18 protein-coding genes are annotated in these 19,092 nt (G+C 38.4%); 2 read left to right on the forward strand and 16 right to left on the reverse strand.

Annotated features, from left to right (window positions below):
* Positions 1 to 10 precede the first annotated feature (10 nt).
* The 5 genes from J2Z32_RS12865 to J2Z32_RS12885 all read right to left on the reverse strand — a co-directional run bounded on the left by J2Z32_RS12865 (position 11) and on the right by J2Z32_RS12885 (position 4,040).
* Positions 11 to 973 (reverse strand): M14 family metallopeptidase, encoded by a 963-nt coding sequence (locus J2Z32_RS12865; RefSeq protein WP_245251429.1) that lies wholly within the window; start codon positions 971 to 973, stop codon positions 11 to 13.
* Between the two features lie 295 nt (positions 974 to 1,268).
* The gene (locus tag J2Z32_RS12870; protein ID WP_210089568.1) at positions 1,269 to 1,895 is read right to left on the reverse strand and encodes a TraX family protein; all 627 of its coding nucleotides are present in this window, start codon (positions 1,893 to 1,895) and stop codon (positions 1,269 to 1,271) included.
* 245 nt (positions 1,896 to 2,140) lie between these two features.
* Positions 2,141 to 2,956: a glutamate racemase gene (gene racE / locus J2Z32_RS12875; protein ID WP_210089606.1), complete on the reverse strand. Its 816-nt coding sequence runs from the start codon at positions 2,954 to 2,956 to the stop codon at positions 2,141 to 2,143.
* A gap of 169 nt (positions 2,957 to 3,125) precedes the next feature.
* Positions 3,126 to 3,575 carry a YtxH domain-containing protein gene (locus J2Z32_RS12880; RefSeq protein ID WP_210089569.1) on the reverse strand — a complete coding sequence of 150 codons (450 nt, stop codon included), beginning with the start codon at positions 3,573 to 3,575 and terminating at the stop codon, positions 3,126 to 3,128.
* A 177-nt stretch (positions 3,576 to 3,752) separates the two neighbouring features.
* Positions 3,753 to 4,040 (reverse strand): Dabb family protein, encoded by a 288-nt coding sequence (locus J2Z32_RS12885; protein ID WP_210089570.1) that lies wholly within the window; start codon positions 4,038 to 4,040, stop codon positions 3,753 to 3,755.
* 225 nt (positions 4,041 to 4,265) lie between these two features.
* Between J2Z32_RS12885 and J2Z32_RS12890 the strand changes: the two genes are divergently transcribed.
* Entirely contained in the window at positions 4,266 to 4,574 is a 309-nt protein-coding gene (locus J2Z32_RS12890) for a hypothetical protein (RefSeq protein WP_210089571.1), read from the forward strand.
* A 161-nt stretch (positions 4,575 to 4,735) separates the two neighbouring features.
* Here J2Z32_RS12890 and J2Z32_RS12895 read toward each other — a convergent pair whose 3' ends face one another.
* The 9 genes from J2Z32_RS12895 to pcp all read right to left on the reverse strand — a co-directional run bounded on the left by J2Z32_RS12895 (position 4,736) and on the right by pcp (position 15,792).
* Positions 4,736 to 6,634, reverse strand: a complete 1,899-nt coding sequence (locus J2Z32_RS12895) for a beta-glucoside-specific PTS transporter subunit IIABC (protein WP_210089572.1) — start codon at positions 6,632 to 6,634, stop codon at positions 4,736 to 4,738.
* A gap of 141 nt (positions 6,635 to 6,775) precedes the next feature.
* The gene (licT, locus tag J2Z32_RS12900) at positions 6,776 to 7,615 is read right to left on the reverse strand and encodes a BglG family transcription antiterminator LicT (protein ID WP_210089573.1); all 840 of its coding nucleotides are present in this window, start codon (positions 7,613 to 7,615) and stop codon (positions 6,776 to 6,778) included.
* A gap of 227 nt (positions 7,616 to 7,842) precedes the next feature.
* On the reverse strand, positions 7,843 to 8,328 hold the full coding sequence (locus J2Z32_RS12905) for a hypothetical protein (RefSeq protein ID WP_210089574.1): 486 nt from the start codon (positions 8,326 to 8,328) through the stop codon (positions 7,843 to 7,845).
* 92 nt (positions 8,329 to 8,420) lie between these two features.
* Complete coding sequence (locus J2Z32_RS12910) at positions 8,421 to 9,317, reverse strand: PhzF family phenazine biosynthesis protein (RefSeq protein ID WP_210089575.1); 897 nt, start codon at positions 9,315 to 9,317, stop codon at positions 8,421 to 8,423.
* A gap of 54 nt (positions 9,318 to 9,371) precedes the next feature.
* Positions 9,372 to 10,727, reverse strand: a complete 1,356-nt coding sequence (locus J2Z32_RS12915) for a hypothetical protein (protein WP_210089576.1) — start codon at positions 10,725 to 10,727, stop codon at positions 9,372 to 9,374.
* Between the two features lie 41 nt (positions 10,728 to 10,768).
* The gene (locus J2Z32_RS12920) at positions 10,769 to 11,872 is read right to left on the reverse strand and encodes a hypothetical protein (RefSeq protein WP_210089577.1); all 1,104 of its coding nucleotides are present in this window, start codon (positions 11,870 to 11,872) and stop codon (positions 10,769 to 10,771) included.
* 92 nt (positions 11,873 to 11,964) lie between these two features.
* On the reverse strand, positions 11,965 to 13,041 hold the full coding sequence (locus tag J2Z32_RS12925) for a hypothetical protein (RefSeq protein ID WP_210089578.1): 1,077 nt from the start codon (positions 13,039 to 13,041) through the stop codon (positions 11,965 to 11,967).
* Position 13,042: 1 nt separating this feature from the next.
* A complete protein-coding gene (locus tag J2Z32_RS12930; protein ID WP_210089579.1) occupies positions 13,043 to 14,875 on the reverse strand; it encodes an HSP90 family protein in 1,833 nt (610 codons plus the stop codon).
* 272 nt (positions 14,876 to 15,147) lie between these two features.
* Positions 15,148 to 15,792, reverse strand: a complete 645-nt coding sequence (gene pcp, locus J2Z32_RS12935) for a pyroglutamyl-peptidase I (protein ID WP_210089580.1) — start codon at positions 15,790 to 15,792, stop codon at positions 15,148 to 15,150.
* A 137-nt stretch (positions 15,793 to 15,929) separates the two neighbouring features.
* On the opposite strand from pcp, the gene J2Z32_RS12940 reads away from it, so the two are divergent.
* A complete protein-coding gene (locus tag J2Z32_RS12940; protein WP_210089581.1) occupies positions 15,930 to 16,421 on the forward strand; it encodes a GNAT family N-acetyltransferase in 492 nt (163 codons plus the stop codon).
* 97 nt (positions 16,422 to 16,518) lie between these two features.
* Here J2Z32_RS12940 and nspC read toward each other — a convergent pair whose 3' ends face one another.
* Together nspC and J2Z32_RS12950 are read right to left on the reverse strand one after the other, a co-directional pair.
* Positions 16,519 to 17,658, reverse strand: coding sequence for a carboxynorspermidine decarboxylase (gene nspC / locus J2Z32_RS12945; RefSeq protein WP_210089582.1), 1,140 nt, complete (start codon positions 17,656 to 17,658; stop codon positions 16,519 to 16,521).
* Positions 17,659 to 17,667: 9 nt separating this feature from the next.
* Positions 17,668 to 18,867, reverse strand: coding sequence for a saccharopine dehydrogenase family protein (locus J2Z32_RS12950; RefSeq protein WP_210089607.1), 1,200 nt, complete (start codon positions 18,865 to 18,867; stop codon positions 17,668 to 17,670).
* Positions 18,868 to 19,092 lie beyond the last annotated feature (225 nt).

Below are 19,092 nucleotides of genomic sequence, written 5' to 3' on the forward strand. Positions count from 1 at the left end.
TTTGCCACAACTAGCCCTGTACAAATGTCAGCAAAATAGGTTCAATTTCTTCATAAATGTGATCAAATTGTGTCAATGGTAAGGGGTTAACGCCTTCTCCTGCTTCAAGCGTAAAGCCTGGACGTTTAAATTTAGCAATAAACCAGTCCTTATAACCTGCGTCACTTCCTGCTAAAGCAACTGCCTTATAGCCCCCAGCTTCAGCCATTCGCTCTGCAAACTCACTACTATAGGCTGGCTCTAAGCCTCTATAGTTCCAATAAAGCTCTTTGCCCTGTGTGTGCATTGATAATACCCTAGCAAAGTTCTTTTCTATCGTTAATCTGGCTAATGCAACCGCCTCTGGCTCACTAAGTGCATGTTTTCCAGCGTAATCCTGAGAGGCAGGAGCATGAACTCCTCTTCGGGCAACCTCCTCATCCCAATAGGCAGGAAACTGATCGTTAAGATCAACACCACGAATGTTTGCTTTCCAATGCGAAAAGTCTTTTTTTCCTTGGTTCCATTTAGTTAGTGGCAAATCAGTTGTATCCTCATTCCAGCCATCTTGGGACAAATCCACACCATCAGGATTCACCATAGGAACTGCACAAATCGAAATTCGAGAAAGTAAGGCTAGGCTCACTGGTTTTCCGTCACACCACGCTCTAGCTAGATCCTCCATAAATTTTAGCAAAAGCGGGGTTGTAATCCACTCATTAGCATGCACCGCACTATTAATGTGTACCTGCTCAGCTCCAGTCCCTAATTGTAATGCAGGAATTCTTTTTCCAAGTACACTGTGACCAATCCACGTTAAGTGTAAACAAGGATATAGCTTTGTTAATTGCTCAATATGAGTAATTAAATCCTGATAGCGATATCCATCCTTTACTTCCACTACCCTATTTTTATTCATGACACATTTATCCCCTTCCTGAGCATGAATAGTAAGAACTCGCTGGAACGCAGCCTCTGCCCTCGCAGATTTCAATTACTTATTCTCCCTTCCCCCTTTTTTATCCTGACATATTTTTCTCATTCTTAAGCATGAATGAATTATTTCATGAATTGCTTAAGTAAGTAGCTCTAATTAAAATAAGTAATTGACAACAACACCCGCATGAGCGGAGAGACAGAGAGATTCTGAAGAGCGTCTTTTAAAACCAAATTCCACCAATATTAATATTCCAATCAAGGGAATTTGGTTTTAACACGGTCGTAAGAACTCGCTGGAACGCAGCAACTATCCCTCTTATGTTGTCAAGTTCTTATTTTCTAGTTCCTACTTACCGCAAGAAATATGAAATCATCGCCAAGACCAACAAATGTGCAGGATAAAACCCCCTCCATAACCAGCGAGGTGTCGTCCTTTGTTCCAGCTTATGCCACAGCAACGACCCATAGGCGATAACGATCGTTGGAGCGATGCTTGCTAGCTGAATAAACCAGCCATGAGACCACCAAAAGATCAAATTCAGTACCAAATGTGCCAAAACCATCTCCCATGATTTTAAATAACGAAATATAAGTACAAGAAATAAGCCGTAGGCGCCATAATCCATCGGTATCCATTCCATCACGATAGCAAAAGCAACAGTGACTCCCATAGCAAGCGTGGTGCTTTTAAACTTATCCAAAAGGTGTAGCAAAACACAACTCAAACACAATGTCACAATAACATTTAAGCCTCTAATACCTAAGGCAAGCTGAAATGGGAGCTGGGCAACAAGCGCGAGTCCAATCAATCTCAGTATATACTTGGGACGAGAGGAGGTGTATTGATAGCCTTGAACTAATGCATATGCGTAAATAGGGAAAGCAATTCTACCAATTATTCTTAACCCCGCTTGTCCAGGAAAAAAAATGGCGCCAACATGATCAATTAACATCGTAAGCATCGCGATCCATTGCATTTATATACCTCCAAAGTAAACAAAGTTCATCCTACAATCTTAATCTATAAAAAAGGGCTCAACCTTAAAATCAGTGTTTGACAATAGGCAAACGGTTGAAACCACTCTCTGCTACGTAGCCTCCCACCCCAAACATTGTCAAGCACTGATTACTATGTTGAGCCTAAAAAAGCTCACTATTTATAATAAATGAAAAAAACCTCTGAAGATATACTTCAAAGGTTACGATCCTTATTTAATTACAGCTATAAACATTCCGGCACTTGCCATACAACTGGCGTAATTTTGATCTGATCACCAAGCCACGAGATAGCAATTTTCTTAAATAATTCTGCATCTCCACTACAAAAGAACTGATGAACTGGGATATGATCGCCTGATGCTAATTGTCCTTTTTGATGGAGAACCACGCTAATCTCCCTCGCTGTTTCATCCGCAGAGCTAATTAATGTTACCTTTGCCCCCATCACTTGTTTAATTTTTGACTTTAAAAAGGGATAATGTGTACATCCTAGAATTAAACAATCAATCGGATTTCCCTGCATTTGTACTAAAGATTCCTCTACAATTTTTAATGCCTGACGGGAATCTGATAAACCTTTTTCAACTAAAGGTACAAAAGCTGGACAAGCTTGGCTGTACACTTCAATAGCTGGATTGATTTCCTTTAGTGCTATAGAATAGGCATCACTAATAATTGTCCCAATCGTACCAATCACACCAATTTTGCCAGTCTTCGTTGTGCTAATTGCAGCTCTGGCACCGGGGTGAATGACGCCAATGACAGGTACATCTAGCTTAGCCTTAATAATATTTAATGCTGCTGCCGTAGCCGTATTACAAGCAATAACGATCATTTTAGGATTGTATTGGACTAAATAATCAACAATTTGCTCTGTAAATAGTGCTACTTCTTGTGACGAGCGAGGTCCATAAGGTGCTCTAGCAGAATCACCAAAATATATAATTTTTTCACGAGGAAGCTGTCTCATGACCTCTTTGGCAACTGTAAGGCCCCCTACCCCCGAGTCTAATACCGCAATTGCTTGCTCCACGAACATACCGCTTCCTTTATACATAAAGTTGAATCCGAGTCTGCGCAAATGATTCATTGTGTTACTATATGTGTGTACAAGCTAAAATGTACCTATAGTAACCCCTTCTTTATAAACATAACGAAGAAGACCCGTATTTCAGGTCTCCCCCATATAAATTATTTATTTAGCATTATTATTTTTCTTCTTTTGTTTCTTCTACACTTTCCACAACAACAACATCTTCAATTGTAGGTGCAGCTTCATCTGCAATGCCTAACATAACTGGCTGGGCAGCTTCAGTGCTGTCTGAGGATACAGTAACAACAGGTGCCTCTTCCTCTTTGCCAGAACGCCAGTTTTGGAAGTCCTGCACAAGACCGTCTGCCGTATTTTTTACTTTACCTGCAATCTGTACCGTTTGCTCTCCTACCTTATGTGCAACCTCAGTAGTTTTTTCCCCTGCTTTACGTGCACCAACGGCAATATCCTTACGAACTTCTTTACCAGCCTTAGGCGCTAGCAGTAATGCCGTTACAGAGCCAACAACAGTTCCTATTGCTGCTCCCCAAACCCAGCCTTTACTTCTTTTTGTTTTTTGTTCTACTTCAGCGTTTACTTGAACTTCTTGATTTTCTTGACTCATGTCTCATCTCTCCCTAGTTGACATTATCCCTTATCAGGGCTAACGCCTATATCGTTAATGTATTATAAGCAAGTCGTGCTTGTCTCGACACTATAAAAGATAAACTATTTTTTTCCTATAAGATATGCGAAAAGTCCTATGTAGCTTTACTCTAGCAACAAGCCCCTGTCCAGCAAATTAAAATTCAAAATCAACCGCAATGGAGCTTTCACGTACATCATTCATATAAGTGATCACCTTTTGATGCTCTGGGTGCACTTGGTAGGCTTGTAAATCTTCTAAAGATTCAAAAACAGCAATAAGCGCAATATCATAAGAGCGCTCAGTTCGAAGTATATCTTGACCAATCTCTAAGCTGCGCAGTTGCTCAATTTTATCCTCAAGCCCTCTTAGAACAGCTGCTGTACGTTCAATACTATCAGCTGAGTCATCCTTTAGCTTAAAAAACACAACGTGTTTTATCAATGTAAGTCCTCCCTTCCCTATTAAAATGATACTCAAGCACCATACACAAATACTATCATATTGCAAGAACTAGAAGCAAACAGCAACTCAATTGAAGGGACTACACTGTAAGGATGCCCTAAATTATAAATAATGATGTTTATACAATTTTCTATCAATCTACCAACATATAATATATTAAGTCCTTTTTTTCTAGGACAATACTAAATAAAGGGGGGATTTACAATGGGTTTATTTCGTTTTTTATTGAATTCACCTATTCGTATACGAATTAGAATTCTTCAAACCTCATTTGAAATTTTAAAATTACGTGTTGACCATCTTGAAAAAAAACTAGCTTCCACCCATTTCCCCGACTATGAAACTAGGCAAAAATTGCTAGGAGCGGTAAATCAATTTATTACAGTTCAGACGAAGGAATATAAATTTGAGGGTACACTTATTGCAGTCCACAACAGCTCACTTGAAATTGCAGATGATAAAGCTCAACGTATTATTATCCCATTTACTAAAATTTGCTCGTTCCATCAATAAATTTTTGCAAACAAGGTCCAGCGTATTTCTTTGCTGGGCTTCTTCTTACTTTATAAAAAAATAACGCCTTAGCACTTTAAAAACACAAAGTCAGATAGCTACAGATCAAAATCTCTCCATAGCCACCTGACTGATTAGAACGTTATCATTCCACTAAAGCCTTATGCTTTTAGGCTGTACAAAGGTTCGCCTTGTTTTACTTCAATGACCTGATTTTGCTCTAACGCACTATATTGATCAATATTTGTAATGATGACAGGTGTAATAATTTCATAACCAGCCTGTTTAATGGCGATATGATCAAACTCCATAAGTAAATCTCCAACCACAACTTGTGCCCCTGCTTTAACATGTGGAGTAAAGTGTTGTCCCTTTAATTTTACTGTATCGATACCGATATGGATTAGCATTTCTGCACCTTTATCACTAACGATACCAATGGCATGACCACTTTTAGATACGGAGAACACTGTACCATTTACTGGGGCTACAACACGACCTTCGCTTGGTTCAATCGCAACACCTTTCCCCATAATTTCCTCAGAAAATGCTGGATCGGGAACTGCACTTAATAATTTTACTTCTCCAACGATAGGACTAAAAATTTCTTCATCTGCTACGGAAGCCTCTAGCTCGATTGAAATATCAGCATTTTTAGCATCCACAGTTGGTTCCGCCACCACTTCAGTTACTACAGCCTCGACTTCATCTTCTTGAAAACCAATTACATAAGTAATTATTGCCGCTGCTACAAAACTGATTAGCAGACCAATTAATGCGTAAATAAGTGTCGGGCCAATAAACATCGCAATACCAGGAAGACCAGCTAACCCACCCATAACATAAGCTTTAGTGCCAAATGTACTCATAAATGCACCACCAATTGCGGCACCGATTAACGCAGCAATAAATGGCTTCTTAAATTTCATGTTAACACCATACATAGCTGGCTCAGTAATCCCCATTACAGCAGTAATACCTGTAGAAAATGCTAACGTTTTTGTTTTGGAATTACGACTCTTCCATGACACGCCAAATGCCGCTCCAGCTTGTGCAAGGTTTGCCGCTGCCATAAGAGGAATCATGTAGTCAAAACCAAGAGTAGCAATAGATCCGATCATGATAGGTACTAACGCATAATGCATACCTGTAATAATTAGCAAGGAGAATGTACCCCCAACTAGCAAGCCTGCAAATAATCCTGCATTGTTAAACAGCCAAGAAATACCGTCCGCTAAACCATTACCTGCAACAACACCAATGGGTCCTACAGCAATTAGGGTAATAGGAACCATCACTAACATAGTTACTGTTGGAACTACAAGAAGCTTTAAGGAAGCATGTGTTACTTTGTCGATCGCTTTTTCAACATAAGATGCTAACCAAACTGCGATAACAATTGGAATAACAGATGAAGAATAAACAGCAGAGATAACATTAATATTAAGGAATGTTGCCTGTTCAGGTGCTCCTAATAATGCAGTAATGTCTGGATGCAATATCGCTGCTCCAATCCCTGCTGCAATATACATGTTACTTCCCAGTTTACGAGCGGCACTTACTGCTAGCAGGATAGGTAGGAAATAAAATGCCCCATCCCCAATTGCCGCCATAATTTTGTAAGTAGAGCCTGTAGCTTCTATCCAATTAACCGCAACTAGAATGGCTAAAATCCCCTTAATCATACCTGCTCCAGTAATCGCTGGTAAGATTGGGGTAAACATGCCTGAAATAAAGTCTAATACGCCACTAACTGGGTTTTTAGCTTTTTTAGGCTTATCCTCTGAACGAGTTTCACCTTTGGAAGTAAATGCTGGAGACATATGCTTCATTAACTCCGTATATACTCCAGCTACTTCATTCCCAATAATAACTTGGTATTGTCCCCCATTAAGCATGACGCCCATGACACCATCTAATTTTTCAATTTCCTTTTTGTTCGGAATGTTGTCATCATGCAAGTTAAAACGAAGACGGGTCATACAGTGTACCACTTGATCTACGTTTTCTTCGCCACCTACCATAGTTAATATGTCTTTAGACAACTTTACTTTATCCATCTTTTTATCCTCCTGCACCATCAATTTAAGTTTAAAGTTAAAATTCCCCATTAAAAAAACCCGAATATTTAATTACTCTCAAACGTCACGTTTGCAGTAATAAACATTCAGGTTTTGCCCATAAGCTCGGTTACAATCCTGTTATTCACTTTTAACTACACGCTCTATATGAATCGTCAAATACAACATTTCTTCATTGGATAAAGATCGACCATATATTTTCTGAGCATAATCTTTAATTTTCTCTGCACAAGCATAGGATGAGCTGTATTGTTGCTTAACCATATCATGCAAGGAGTTGTCAGTTTCTTTGTTGCTGCTTGGAGTACCTGATAAAATTCGTTGCGCAAAAAACTTTAAATGGGTTAAAAAACGATAATAGCTTAGAGACTCTTCATCTAAATCTATAACAAACGATCTTCTAACGATATTGATAATATCTTTAACAATATTCGTCATCGTTACTGTATCCCGCATCTCCACATTAAGTTGTGCATTCACAAGATGTAACGCAATAAAACCGCCTTCATCTTCAGGAAGTGTTACCCCTAATTTATCTGTAATAATCCCTAACGCTTTTACGCCAATCGCATATTCTTTACGGTACATTCTTTTTATTTCCCAGAGGAGGGCATTTTTAATTTCCATACCTAACCGATAGCGTTCGATTGCAAAATGAATATGATCTGTTAGAGAGATATAGATACTATCATGAAGTTTCCCACCTAAAACACCTTGCGCATATTGGATAATTTCATCAGATATATCCATATACTCCATGGGAATATCAGAAAGTAAAGTCATGAGTTTTTGAGAAACTTCACGATTTTCTAAAGTGAAAATTTTCTCGATCCGCTCTTCTTCAATCTCATCCCCTGGCTGCTTCTTAAAAGCTATACCTCTACCCATTATCACTGATTCTTTGTGTTGATCGTCAATAACAGTAATGACGTTGTTATTCAACACTTTGGCTATTCTCATCCCCATCACCTTAGAACACTATTTGTAGTATGAAAAAACGCTTACCTCTAGACTCTATAAAAAGCAAAAGCAAAACCCAAACCGACACATGGTGCCTGTTTATGGTTTTGCCTGATATTTCAGTAACAATCCATGTTAGTAAGTGTGTCTATTTGGTTCTATAACATACTATCACACTCATCTTAGGTTGACAACTCTTATCGACAAACACTTACAGCATCAATACATTAATTTACCAAATAACTGCTTGTCACTCTTTCCCCTTGCTCTTTTACACCATCTTTAATCGTCCAATGTTTAGATTTAACTCTATAATAATATCCAGTAGATACTTTTCTATCATTAGTAGCAATAAGATAACTAGCATTTGATTTCGTAGAAGCCCCACTAGAATATACATCAAGCCATACAGAACCATCCCATCTTTGTAGAACAAAGCTTAGACCAACAGTTGAAACTTTAGATTTTGCATTGGTTTCAACACTAATCGTAATATTGCCATCTTTTTTATTTGTAATGATTGCAGAACCGTTTTCTAAACTCTTAAAAGTAGGATCAAACACTGAAAAGGGCGTAATAATAATTCCTGATGGCTTCATTTGCTGAGCAGTGGGCAATGACGCTGCCTGTACGGCTGCACTAATGGAAATTGTACCAAAAACAACTACACTTGCTAGCATTACAGCTTTTTTAAGATTAGAATTTTTCTTCATATTGATTGCCTTCTTTCCTTTTATAGTAAAAATAGCATTCAATATAACAACGATTACAAACGCCTATAAGTTTCCTTTATTCGAATTTATATCTATTTTTTTATTTTCACGCTCATCTCTTTAACAAAAACAGCCGTTCCCCGAATTGTAACGTCCATGTCATGTTGATTGCGGCTTACCTTCACTTCAACTTTTCCCTCTCTTCCCATCTCATGCCCTTGCTCAACTACAAATTGAATCTCATTCGCCTCTTGATCGACATAGTTTAAATAATATGCTCCCATGACCCCAGAGGCAGTGCCTGTTACTGGGTCCTCTGTTGTCCCAGAATATGGTGAAGAAAAATGCCTCGCATGCATCATGTTATCAGTATCACGAGTTTCAAAGCAAAAGGGATGTAACGATGCTTTAGGGTTTTCTAACAAAATATTAGGAAACTGGGAGGAATCTGGTTTCATTTTGGCAAAAGCACTCAGATGACCTATAGGGATTAGCAAAGTCCATGTACCTGTACTTCCATATACAATTGGCTTACTTAGGTCTACATCATCTGCAGTCAAATTAATCGCACCTGCAAGCTTCTCTATATCACCTTTGAATGGTACAAAACGTGGTTGGTCCTGTTTCATTTCAATAAGTAATGTATCACCATCTCGCTCAAACTGAATCGGAAGTACACCTACTTTTGTTTCAATTGTGATGGCGTCCTTCCCCTCTAATAAACCACGACTCTTCATGCCATAAAGCGCTGCCATTGTTGCATGTCCACAAAGATTAATCTCATGACCTGGTGTATAATAACGTAGCCGAACATCTGCCGTTTCAGATTTTAATATAAAGACGGTCTCGTTAAACCCCACTTCATATGCTATCTGCTGCATTTCAGCTTCACTTAGATGGTCCGCTTCGAAAACAACTCCTGCTGGGTTGCCTTTGTCCGGAACGTTTGAGAAAGCATCATAGTGATACACTTGAATGGTGCGCTTCATGTTATCATCCTCTTCTCTTTAAATATAATGATGTATGGTAAAAAAGTTTGAGTTTTATTTGGATACTCGAGTGATTTTCCAGTCTTCATAAAAACGATATTTCCCAGAATGATAACCTTCTGTATCTTCTAGCCATGAAACGTAATCATCATTCATTGAGGTCACTAGTTCACCCTTATAAACTAAACCCGACGCATTATACACATATACATACAAATGTCTGTAGCCTTCTTTTGCCTTAACCTCGGTAGCTTGTTCCACGTCTTGTACTTGATCATTTTGTACCTCTTGATTTTCTGTCTGCTCATGCTCCATACGAATAAGATATAAATGATTTTGTATGTAAGCCACTTGCCGAACACCAATAAGATCAGTCGCTGATTCCCTTGGATTGCTAAAAGATGACTTCAAAACTGATAGCAAGCTTACGTTGTGTTTCATATCTATAGTTACAAATAATACATCTCGACTACTCTGTCCCGCTGTCAAGAGATTAAAGCTCAAATTCAATACACCATTGTCCTCATCTCGATAAGTGTTATAGCCATAGGACTGCACAACTGTTTTTCCCTCTAAAGACGAATTTTCGACAATATCGTTTAGATCAGTTTGTAAATATACATCCTTAACTTCAACCATCCCTGTCTCTTTACCGGAAACGCTATCATAAGCTTGAATAACTAGTTTTCCATCCTTAGACATAACAACTGCCAATTGTTTACCAACCGATTCTAAACCCAAAACCTCAATATTTCTCGGTTGTTCTTTCTGAGTTAAAAGTGCATTCTCCTTTAAATCAATTGTAGCAAGCTTACGTGAGCTGGATTCGTCCTTTTTTTGTTTAAAATCTAATTGATAAATGCTATTTATACCCGCATATGCTGCATTATTAGGCACGATAAAATACATTTTATCATCGACATCCGTTAAACCATACTCTAGCGGATTGGTGAACTTAGTATTTGCCAGCTTGTCATCCTTAACTTTCCCCAATTGATAGGCTAGAGAGGACGGCACTACTGCACTTCGAGTCTGCCCCTTACCTTCTTTACTTTGATCTTCTTCTAGAATCTCAAAATTTTGTTCCCCATACACTGTATAATATTTATCGCCAACTCCTAATTTATCACCTAATGTATAGGGTCTTAATGAGATTGGCTGCTGCTTACGAAAATATTGTGTGGTTGCCTTCACCTCATGCCCGATCCAATCAAAGGAGGTTGCTTGCTTTCCATTTCGCAATACGCCATTTATTTTTACCTGTGATAATAGGGATGAATCACCTGATATATCCTTTACAACAAAGGATTCTTCCTTCTTCTTATCAAAAACACCCGTATACCAAATTACAACGACAGCTAGTACTGTCATTACTGCTAATGCAGCCATTATCCATCTTGACCTGCCCATAAACTCCCTCCAATAGAAAATAATTTGACTTTTAATAAATGTTAGAGGTTTATCGAATCATTATTTAGCTCGGAGAACTGGCATAACTCTAATATCTCATTTGAACGATAATGGTTCCCATTTCTTTGATCATATTTATACGCATAGTCCAACGCTATATTTTTGTAATATTTCCCCAATGCGGTTACTTCACGACTTAGATGTAAACAAGGATGCTCCAAAGGAAGTCGCACATCAAATTGTATATTTTCTTGCTCTAGACGTGAAAACAATTTTGACGCGAAGGCACTAAAATACATGATATTCTCAGGGTCCTCTTGGTTTAATGAGTGAACCACGTTTTCCTCAAATATCTCCAATGCTTTAATAGGATCAGTGTAAGTCAAATATCTTATATGTAACCCAAACTGAAATAAATAGTCTCGACTTCCCTTTATTAGTTTATAACCTTTACGTTGCCATTCATCTGCTTCTTCCTTTCGTCCTAAACGTAACAATGTCAATAACACCAATGGAATCGTGGTCTGTAAACTTACATCACACTTTAATTTCTCAGTAAGAATCGGTTCCGCTGCGTGTAATATTCCTTCATCATTATCTGATATTGCTTGAATAACTATGTGCGAGGCTTGTTCACATGCTTGACAATTACTCATTTCATCCCTTTCCATCGTCTGCACTAGCTTATAATATTCGATTCCTTCTTCTAGATCACCCATATTAATTAAAACTATCATTTTATGATAATAATAGGTTCGATCACTATAACCTTCAGCAGCAAAACGAAGCTTCATATCCTCAAGTAAGTTTTCGATCTGTGTTCGATTAACCTCCGGAAAGCAGGTAATATTACCTAAAATATATTTATATTTCCACAATAATGAATAACCACTAAGCAATTCAGGATATTTATCCTTCATCCCTACGAGCCATGAAAAAGCAACCAATGCTTTTAAAGGATATCCTTCAAAGTTGCATAAATCTACCATTTCCTCCCTTGCCTTAAACCCTTGCTCAATGTCTTCTCGCATATCTGCCACTCTAACCGCCTGCTCTAACAAAGCAAGCTTTGCATCCCCATCTGGTAAACGTAACGCTTGATCCATCAGTTCATCAAAGTCCATTTCATTTAAGTAACTGCTCATGGGGTTCCCTTCTTTTCTTGATAGTTTTACTTTGAAAAAAAGTCCAAGCTCCTTAATAAGAAGTTGGACTTTTTAAAAGTGTACAATCAGTATTATTGTAAGCGATAGGTGGATAATTTTTCAACTAGTGTTACATAGTAACTATTTTTGTTTCTGTGGTCTAGCTTTTCAGCAGTGGCAAGCGCTAGCGACTTGAAATATCGTGACAAGGCTTGCACATCACTACTTAAATGCTCACATGGATGACCTGTAGGCAATTTAATTTGGTAATTGATATTTTCTTCTGCAAGTCTACTAAACAAGTTAGCGGAATGCGCATTAAAAATCATCACATCTAATGGATTTTCATGATCCATAGAAGAAGTAATGTACTCCTCAAACACTTCTAACCCTTTAATCGGATCAGTTAACGTTAAGTAACCTACATGTTCTCCTTGATGATATAAAAAGTCTCGATTCCCTTTAATTAATTTGTAGCCCTTCCGCTGTAATTTATCTGCTTCCTCCTTACGTCCTAAACGAAGCAATGGGAATAATACTTTACTAATCGTAACATGTGGCACCTCACCACAGCTCATCCCACCATGAAGGATTGGCTCAGCAGCAGCGATTGTCCCTTCGTCATCACCTAGCTTAGACATGAACTCAACTAATCTATTTTGCTCACAAGCTAAGCAATCGCTCATATCATCACGTTCCATCGATTTTACAATATCCCACTCCGCTTGCGCAGCTTCCAGCTCACCAAATTCTGTAAATGTATGTGCCTTATAGTAATGATAAGAACGGTCGCTGTAACCCGAAGCTAAATATCTTGTCTTCATATCTGCTAACAGATTATCAATTTGTGTGCGACTAATGTCAGCAAAGGAAGTAATGCGATCAAGCACCCATTTGTAAGACCACAATAATGAATATTCATCAAAAAGCTCAGGGTTTTTATCATATTGACCTAATTGCCATGAAAATGCGACTAACGCCTTCATTGGGTAACCATGAAAGCTCCCAAATTCCACGATTTCACTTCTAGCTTCAAAACCTTGTTCGATATCTCCAGCAGCATCTGCAACACGCACTGCTTGCTCTAATATGTCCAGTTTTGCTTTCCCATCGGGCAAGCTATAGGCTTCTTCCATTAATTCATCAAAGTCCATTTCAGCATAGTTCATATTAATTTTCTCCACCTTCCTGATTTACACTCATTCCCCAGTCAATAAAACGTACAATTCCTTGATTTAATAACGCCATCTCTTGACGACTCATCGGATAATGTCCCATCATCAGGGCATTGCAATACAGCATTTCAATTGCTGCACTAATCATATTTCGATTCGTAGAATGAAATACTTTATCCACAACAGGATTGTTCAAATTAAAATACAAAGTTGCATATGCAGAATCTTTAAAAGAAGCACCTAATGATCCAAGCACAGACGACAATACATCTGTTGTTGTTTCTTTCGCAGCCTCAAGCGAGCGAAGACTAGCGGATTCCTCCGATAACGTGTATAACACTGGAATATCCTCAGGCTTAAAGCGTCTAAGCTGAACTTGACAACGAAACTTTTGTAATACACTATCTGCAAAGCGGGTCGCCTCATAAAACTGCATTCTTTCTTCTGCCGTCACATCCGTAAAGGACAAGGACACATCCTCAGGTAACAATCTCTCCACCTGAATATTTCGCTTAATTAAAGGCAAGGCAGACAATAGCTCCGCATCATAGATATAGCCACCATTTACAACAAGCATCGATTGCGCGGATGCCACATGTGTAATTTGACGATATTCATCTAGGGTAGCAGTAAAATATATATGCTTATGCTCAGAGGTTAAGTCGCCCAAGGACTTTGTCCCAAACGTAGTTTCAAATGGTAACCAAGCGTGAATAATAGAATAAAATTCAGGGTCAGCCACAGCTAGCGCCTTCATTGATAATGCATGCAAATGAATAATGGCTTGTAATCGTTCGGGATTATATTCCGCCATCGAAATTAATTCCTTACGAATCGCATCACCAAGCTCCTCACGCACCTGCTCTAATTTTTCATTTTCATAAAAATGCTCTCTAGAAGCCGTAGGCTGAAGCTCATCTGTCCACACTAGACATTTCACAAAAAAAGTCCAATCAGGCAAAATATTTGTAGCAGCCTCGGATACAAGCATATGCTTCAAATAAACACGGTGATTCCGCTTCGCATTCAAATTCACTGCATGTGGCAATATAAACGCAATGCCCCCTGTACGTCCAGATGAAGTTTGGAGTGGAATAAAGTCACGGAAACGTTCTCCAAGCAACTGTTCTCCAAATGCCAGCACTTCCTCACGATGATTGCGGGCTTGTAGTGGCTCCTTAACCCATACTGGTGATTTGGGATTAATCTGTCTCGTATGCTCCTCACCACGCAAAATAATAGGGTAAGGTAATAAAGCACCATAATAATAAAGCCAGTTTTGTAAATTTTGCTCATCAAAATAAACTTCACATCCTGCTTTACAACGCAAATAAACCTTCGTTCCTGGAGATAGTGGAGTTTCCAGCTTACGAATCGTATACGTACCGTCTGGCTTACCTCTCCACTCTAACGCGGGTCCACCTTTAGCAGATTGAGTGAGCATAACGATCTCATCACTCACCATAAAACAGGACAATAACCCAATCCCAAAACGGCCAATAAAAGAATCATTGTTAGATAAAAAATCATCGCCTCGTTTAGACGATTGACCAATCATCGCTAAAAACTCATGCACCTCTGCTTCATTTAAACCTATACCATTATCCTCTACGATAAGGGTTGCTCCAGCACCAACACCATTCACTTCGATGTTAATTTGTCCTATGTAGTCCGCATCTGCTTGTGCTTGTCGTGCCGTAATCGCATCAACCCCATTTTGTAATAGCTCTCGTAAATATACCTTGGGATTGCTATAGAGGTGGTTAGATAAAATGTTAATCATCCCACTTAAATTGACCTGAAAACGATAAGTATCTTGATTTTCCATGATGGTGCCCCTATCTTATTAAAATGACATGCTATGGTTGAATCTAAATAAAATTGAGTGATTGACAATGATGGACGTTTCACTTCTCCAGAATCCTCCTGTCCCTCCGCTAGTCGGGATATTGTCAATCATTAATTTATATGAAGAACCATAAATTTAGTTCAACCTAATAATCATTACTTACCAATATATGTGGTAAGATTATTTAATAAATTTAACCAAATGAGTTAAGTCTGAAACTACCTCCGTAAGTTTCATTCTTTGAGGTGTACTTAATGAGTTGCTCCACCTGTAACTTGCAAATCTATTGGATTCATGATCGCCGCTTCAATGGCTAGCTCCAGCCCTTTTGTTATCGTTTCAATTGACATGGAAGGTGTAGCATTTGACATATTTACCGCTTGACTGAGCTCAAATGGGACATGGATAAAGCCACCGCGTACCTTTGGAAATTCACTATGGATCAAGTACATTAAGTGATAAAACACATCATTACATACATAAGTACCCGCAGAATAAGAAATATATGACGGTATATAATTATTTTTCATATGCTCAACCATTGCTTTAACTGGTAAATTACTAAAATAAGCGGTTTCTCCATTTCCATGAATACTTTCTGCAAGCGGGATATTTCCCTCGTTATCAGGTATCGACGCATCACGATAATTAATAGCTACAAATTCAACCGATATTGCCGCTCTTCCCCCTGCCTGTCCAATACATAAAACGATATCTGGCTCGTAACGATGCATGGCCTCTTCTAGCTGTAATGCACCTGTACCAAATATCGTATCAAGCTGTACAATCTCTATTGTTGCTCCAGCTATACTAGAAGGTAATCCAGAAACTGCCTCAAAGGCGGGATTAATTGATTGTCCACCAAATGGCGTAAAGCCAGTAACAAGTATTTTCATAGATTTCTCCTTTTTTAGCAATAGTAAGCAAGTACTAAAATCAGTTTAAAGGGAGCGAATGTTTGTCGTCAAATTTATTCTTTACTATGAGAGAAATAGGTAGGATAATGAATAAAAATTCAAAGGGGTCGTGAGGAATGAGAATTAGAATAGCAACAATAGATGATTTACCCCAATTACTTGAAATTTATAATTATGAGGTTTTAAATGGCGTTGCAACATTTGATTTAGCACCAAAAACATTAGAAGAACGGGCTGATTGGTTTCATAAGCATAATTGTAACAACCATCCCCTAATTGTTGCGGAGATTGAAGGTCATATCGCAGGTTATGCTAGCTTATCCTCCTACAGGGATAAAGAAGCTTATAATTCCACCGTGGAGTTATCGGTATACATAGCAGCTAGGTATAGAAATCAAGGTGTTGCAACTACTTTGATGACTGCGATCATTGAGATGGCTCAAAAAGATAATCTCACCCATATGATCATATCTGTAATTACAGCAGGGAATGAAGGTAGCCGTCGGCTTCATGAGAAGTTTGGTTTCACATTTTGTGGTGTTATACCAGAGGTTGGATTTAAATTCGATAAATACCACAGCATAGAAAATTATAGTTTAAAGGTATAGCAACAAGTTTAAACGAATCAAAAAAAGTTGATTGGAAAACGAAATGTTCTCCAACCAACTTTATATTACCTATAAAAGTATTCCATAAAATGATTAATTAAGACAAGCGTCCACTATAATCCTCAAAACCAAATTGACGAATGACCTTTATTCCATCCTTGTCGTTGTAGCTACAAATCGAAGGTAGATTAACGCCATTAAACATATGGTTTTTGACCATCGTGTAATGTGCCATATCACAAAATACGAGACGATCACCCGGTTTAAGTGGCTCTTTAAAGGAATAGTCACCAATGACATCTCCAGACAAACAAGTTAAGCCACCTAATCTGTAGGTATAAGCATGTTCACCTGGTTGTCCACCACCAATAATGTTAGGACGGTAAGGCATTTCAAGCACGTCTGGCATATGACAAGTTGCAGATGTATCAAGAATCGCAAGATCCATGCCATTGTTCATGATATCCAATACAGTCGTTACAAGGTAACCTGTGTTAAGCGCAATCGCTTCGCCTGGTTCAAGATATACCTTCACATCGTATTTATCTTGAATGTGATTGATACAACGAATTAAGGTATCTAGATCATAGTCAGGACGAGTAACATGGTGACCGCCACCAAAGTTGATCCATTTCATTTGATAGAAATATTGACCAAACTTTTCTTCAATCACTTGAAGCGTCCGTTCTAATGTATCGGAATTTTGCTCACACATGGTATGGAAATGCAGTCCATCAATGCCTTCAAGCTCTTCTGGCTTAAAGTTAGCAAGTGTAGTCCCCATACGTGAAAAGGGAGAACAAGGATCATAAAGTGGTGTAGCAAGCTCAGAATATTCTGGATTAATCCGAATACCACATTCAATTTTTTTCCCCTGAACAGCTTGTACCTTTTCTTTGTGCTGCTGCCACTGGCTAAAGGAATTAAACACCATATGATCTACATATCCAAGAAGCTCGTCCATTTCAGAGGGCACATAAGCTGGAGCATAAATATGAACCTCTTTACCCATCTTATCATGACCCAATTTGGCTTCAAATAAGGAGCTGGAAGTGACTCCTTTTAAATATTTACCGACTAATGGAAATGTAGAAAACATTGAAAATCCTTTTAGCGCTAACAAAATACTACAACCGGTCGCTTGCTGCACCGAGTCTAACACTTTAAGATTTTTTTCCAATAATCGTTCATCAACAACATAACTAGGTGTAGGTGCAGTGCTGAAATCAATATTCATTTCCATCACCTAATCCAACAAGGTTGGCGAGTGATCTTCTTGCCAAGGCAATCCATGTTTATTAAGTGCATCCATAAATGGATCTGGATCAAATTCCTCAACGTTATACACGCCTGGTTTATTCCAAATGCCTTTAATGATCATCATAGCCCCAATCATCGCAGGTACACCTGTTGTATAAGAAATCGCTTGCGAGCCAACCTCTGCATAACATTCTTCGTGGTCACAAACATTGTATACATAATAAGTTTTAGGCTTGCCATCTTTTGTTCCTTGAATAATACATCCGATGTTTGTTTTACCTTTTGTTCTTGGTCCAAGTGAAGCAGGATCAGGTAAAATAGCCTGTAAAAATTGCAATGGAATAATTTCTTGTCCGTTAAATTGGATCGGCTCAATTGAAGTCATTCCAACATTCTCTAGTACTTTCAAATGGTTAAGATAGTTATCAGAGAATGTCATCCAGAAACGAATACGTTTTACACCCTTGATATTCACCGCCAAGGATTCCAATTCTTCATGGTATAACAAGTAAATATTTTTAGGCCCGATTTCAGGCAAATCGTATTCTTTTTTATGTGAAAGTGGTGGTGTTTCAATCCATTTACCCTCTTCGTAGTAACGACCATTAGCTGTAATCTCACGAATGTTAATTTCAGGGTTAAAGTTCGTTGCAAAAGGATAACCGTGGTCACCCGCATTAGCATCTACGATATCAATACTATGGATTTCATCAAAATGGTGCTTTTGAGCATACGCAGTAAATACGCCAGTAACACCTGGGTCAAAGCCACTTCCGAGCAAAGCAGTAATGCCTGCTTTTTCAAATTTCTCACGATAAGCCCATTGCCATTTATATTCAAATTTAGGTGTATCAGGTGGTTCATAGTTCGCAGTATCCACGTAGTGAACACCTGTAGCAAGGCAGGCATCCATAATGGTCAAGTCCTGATACGGCAACGCAACGTTAATGACAACATCCGGACCAAAATTTTTAATTAATTCAATAACCTCTTCGGTTTTATCAGCGTCCACCTGAGCAACTGAAATCTTGGTTTGTCCGCCATCTAATTTATTTTTTAGAGCTTCGCACTTTGCGATGGTCCTGCTAGCGATGCAAATCTCTTCAAAAACGTCCGGATTTTGACAACACTTATGCACTACAACACTAGCGACGCCGCCGGCGCCGATAATCAAAGCTTTTCCCAACATTAATACCTCCTCAAAGTTCCATATAAAAAATCAACAAAGCTGATTATACAAAAAACATCGCAAATAATCAAGAAAAACGACAAAAAATGATATTTAGTCAGCAAAATCTCAATATATTTTTAGAAATGCTCATAAATTCATAAAAATGCTCTATTTTTCATATGAAGCTATTTAAAAAAATTTGAAAACAAACAGGATGAGCTTTAACAACAGTATGCGCTA

It is taken from the genome of Paenibacillus turicensis (genome assembly GCF_017873435.1).
Classification (GTDB): domain Bacteria; phylum Bacillota; class Bacilli; order Paenibacillales; family Paenibacillaceae; genus Fontibacillus; species Fontibacillus turicensis.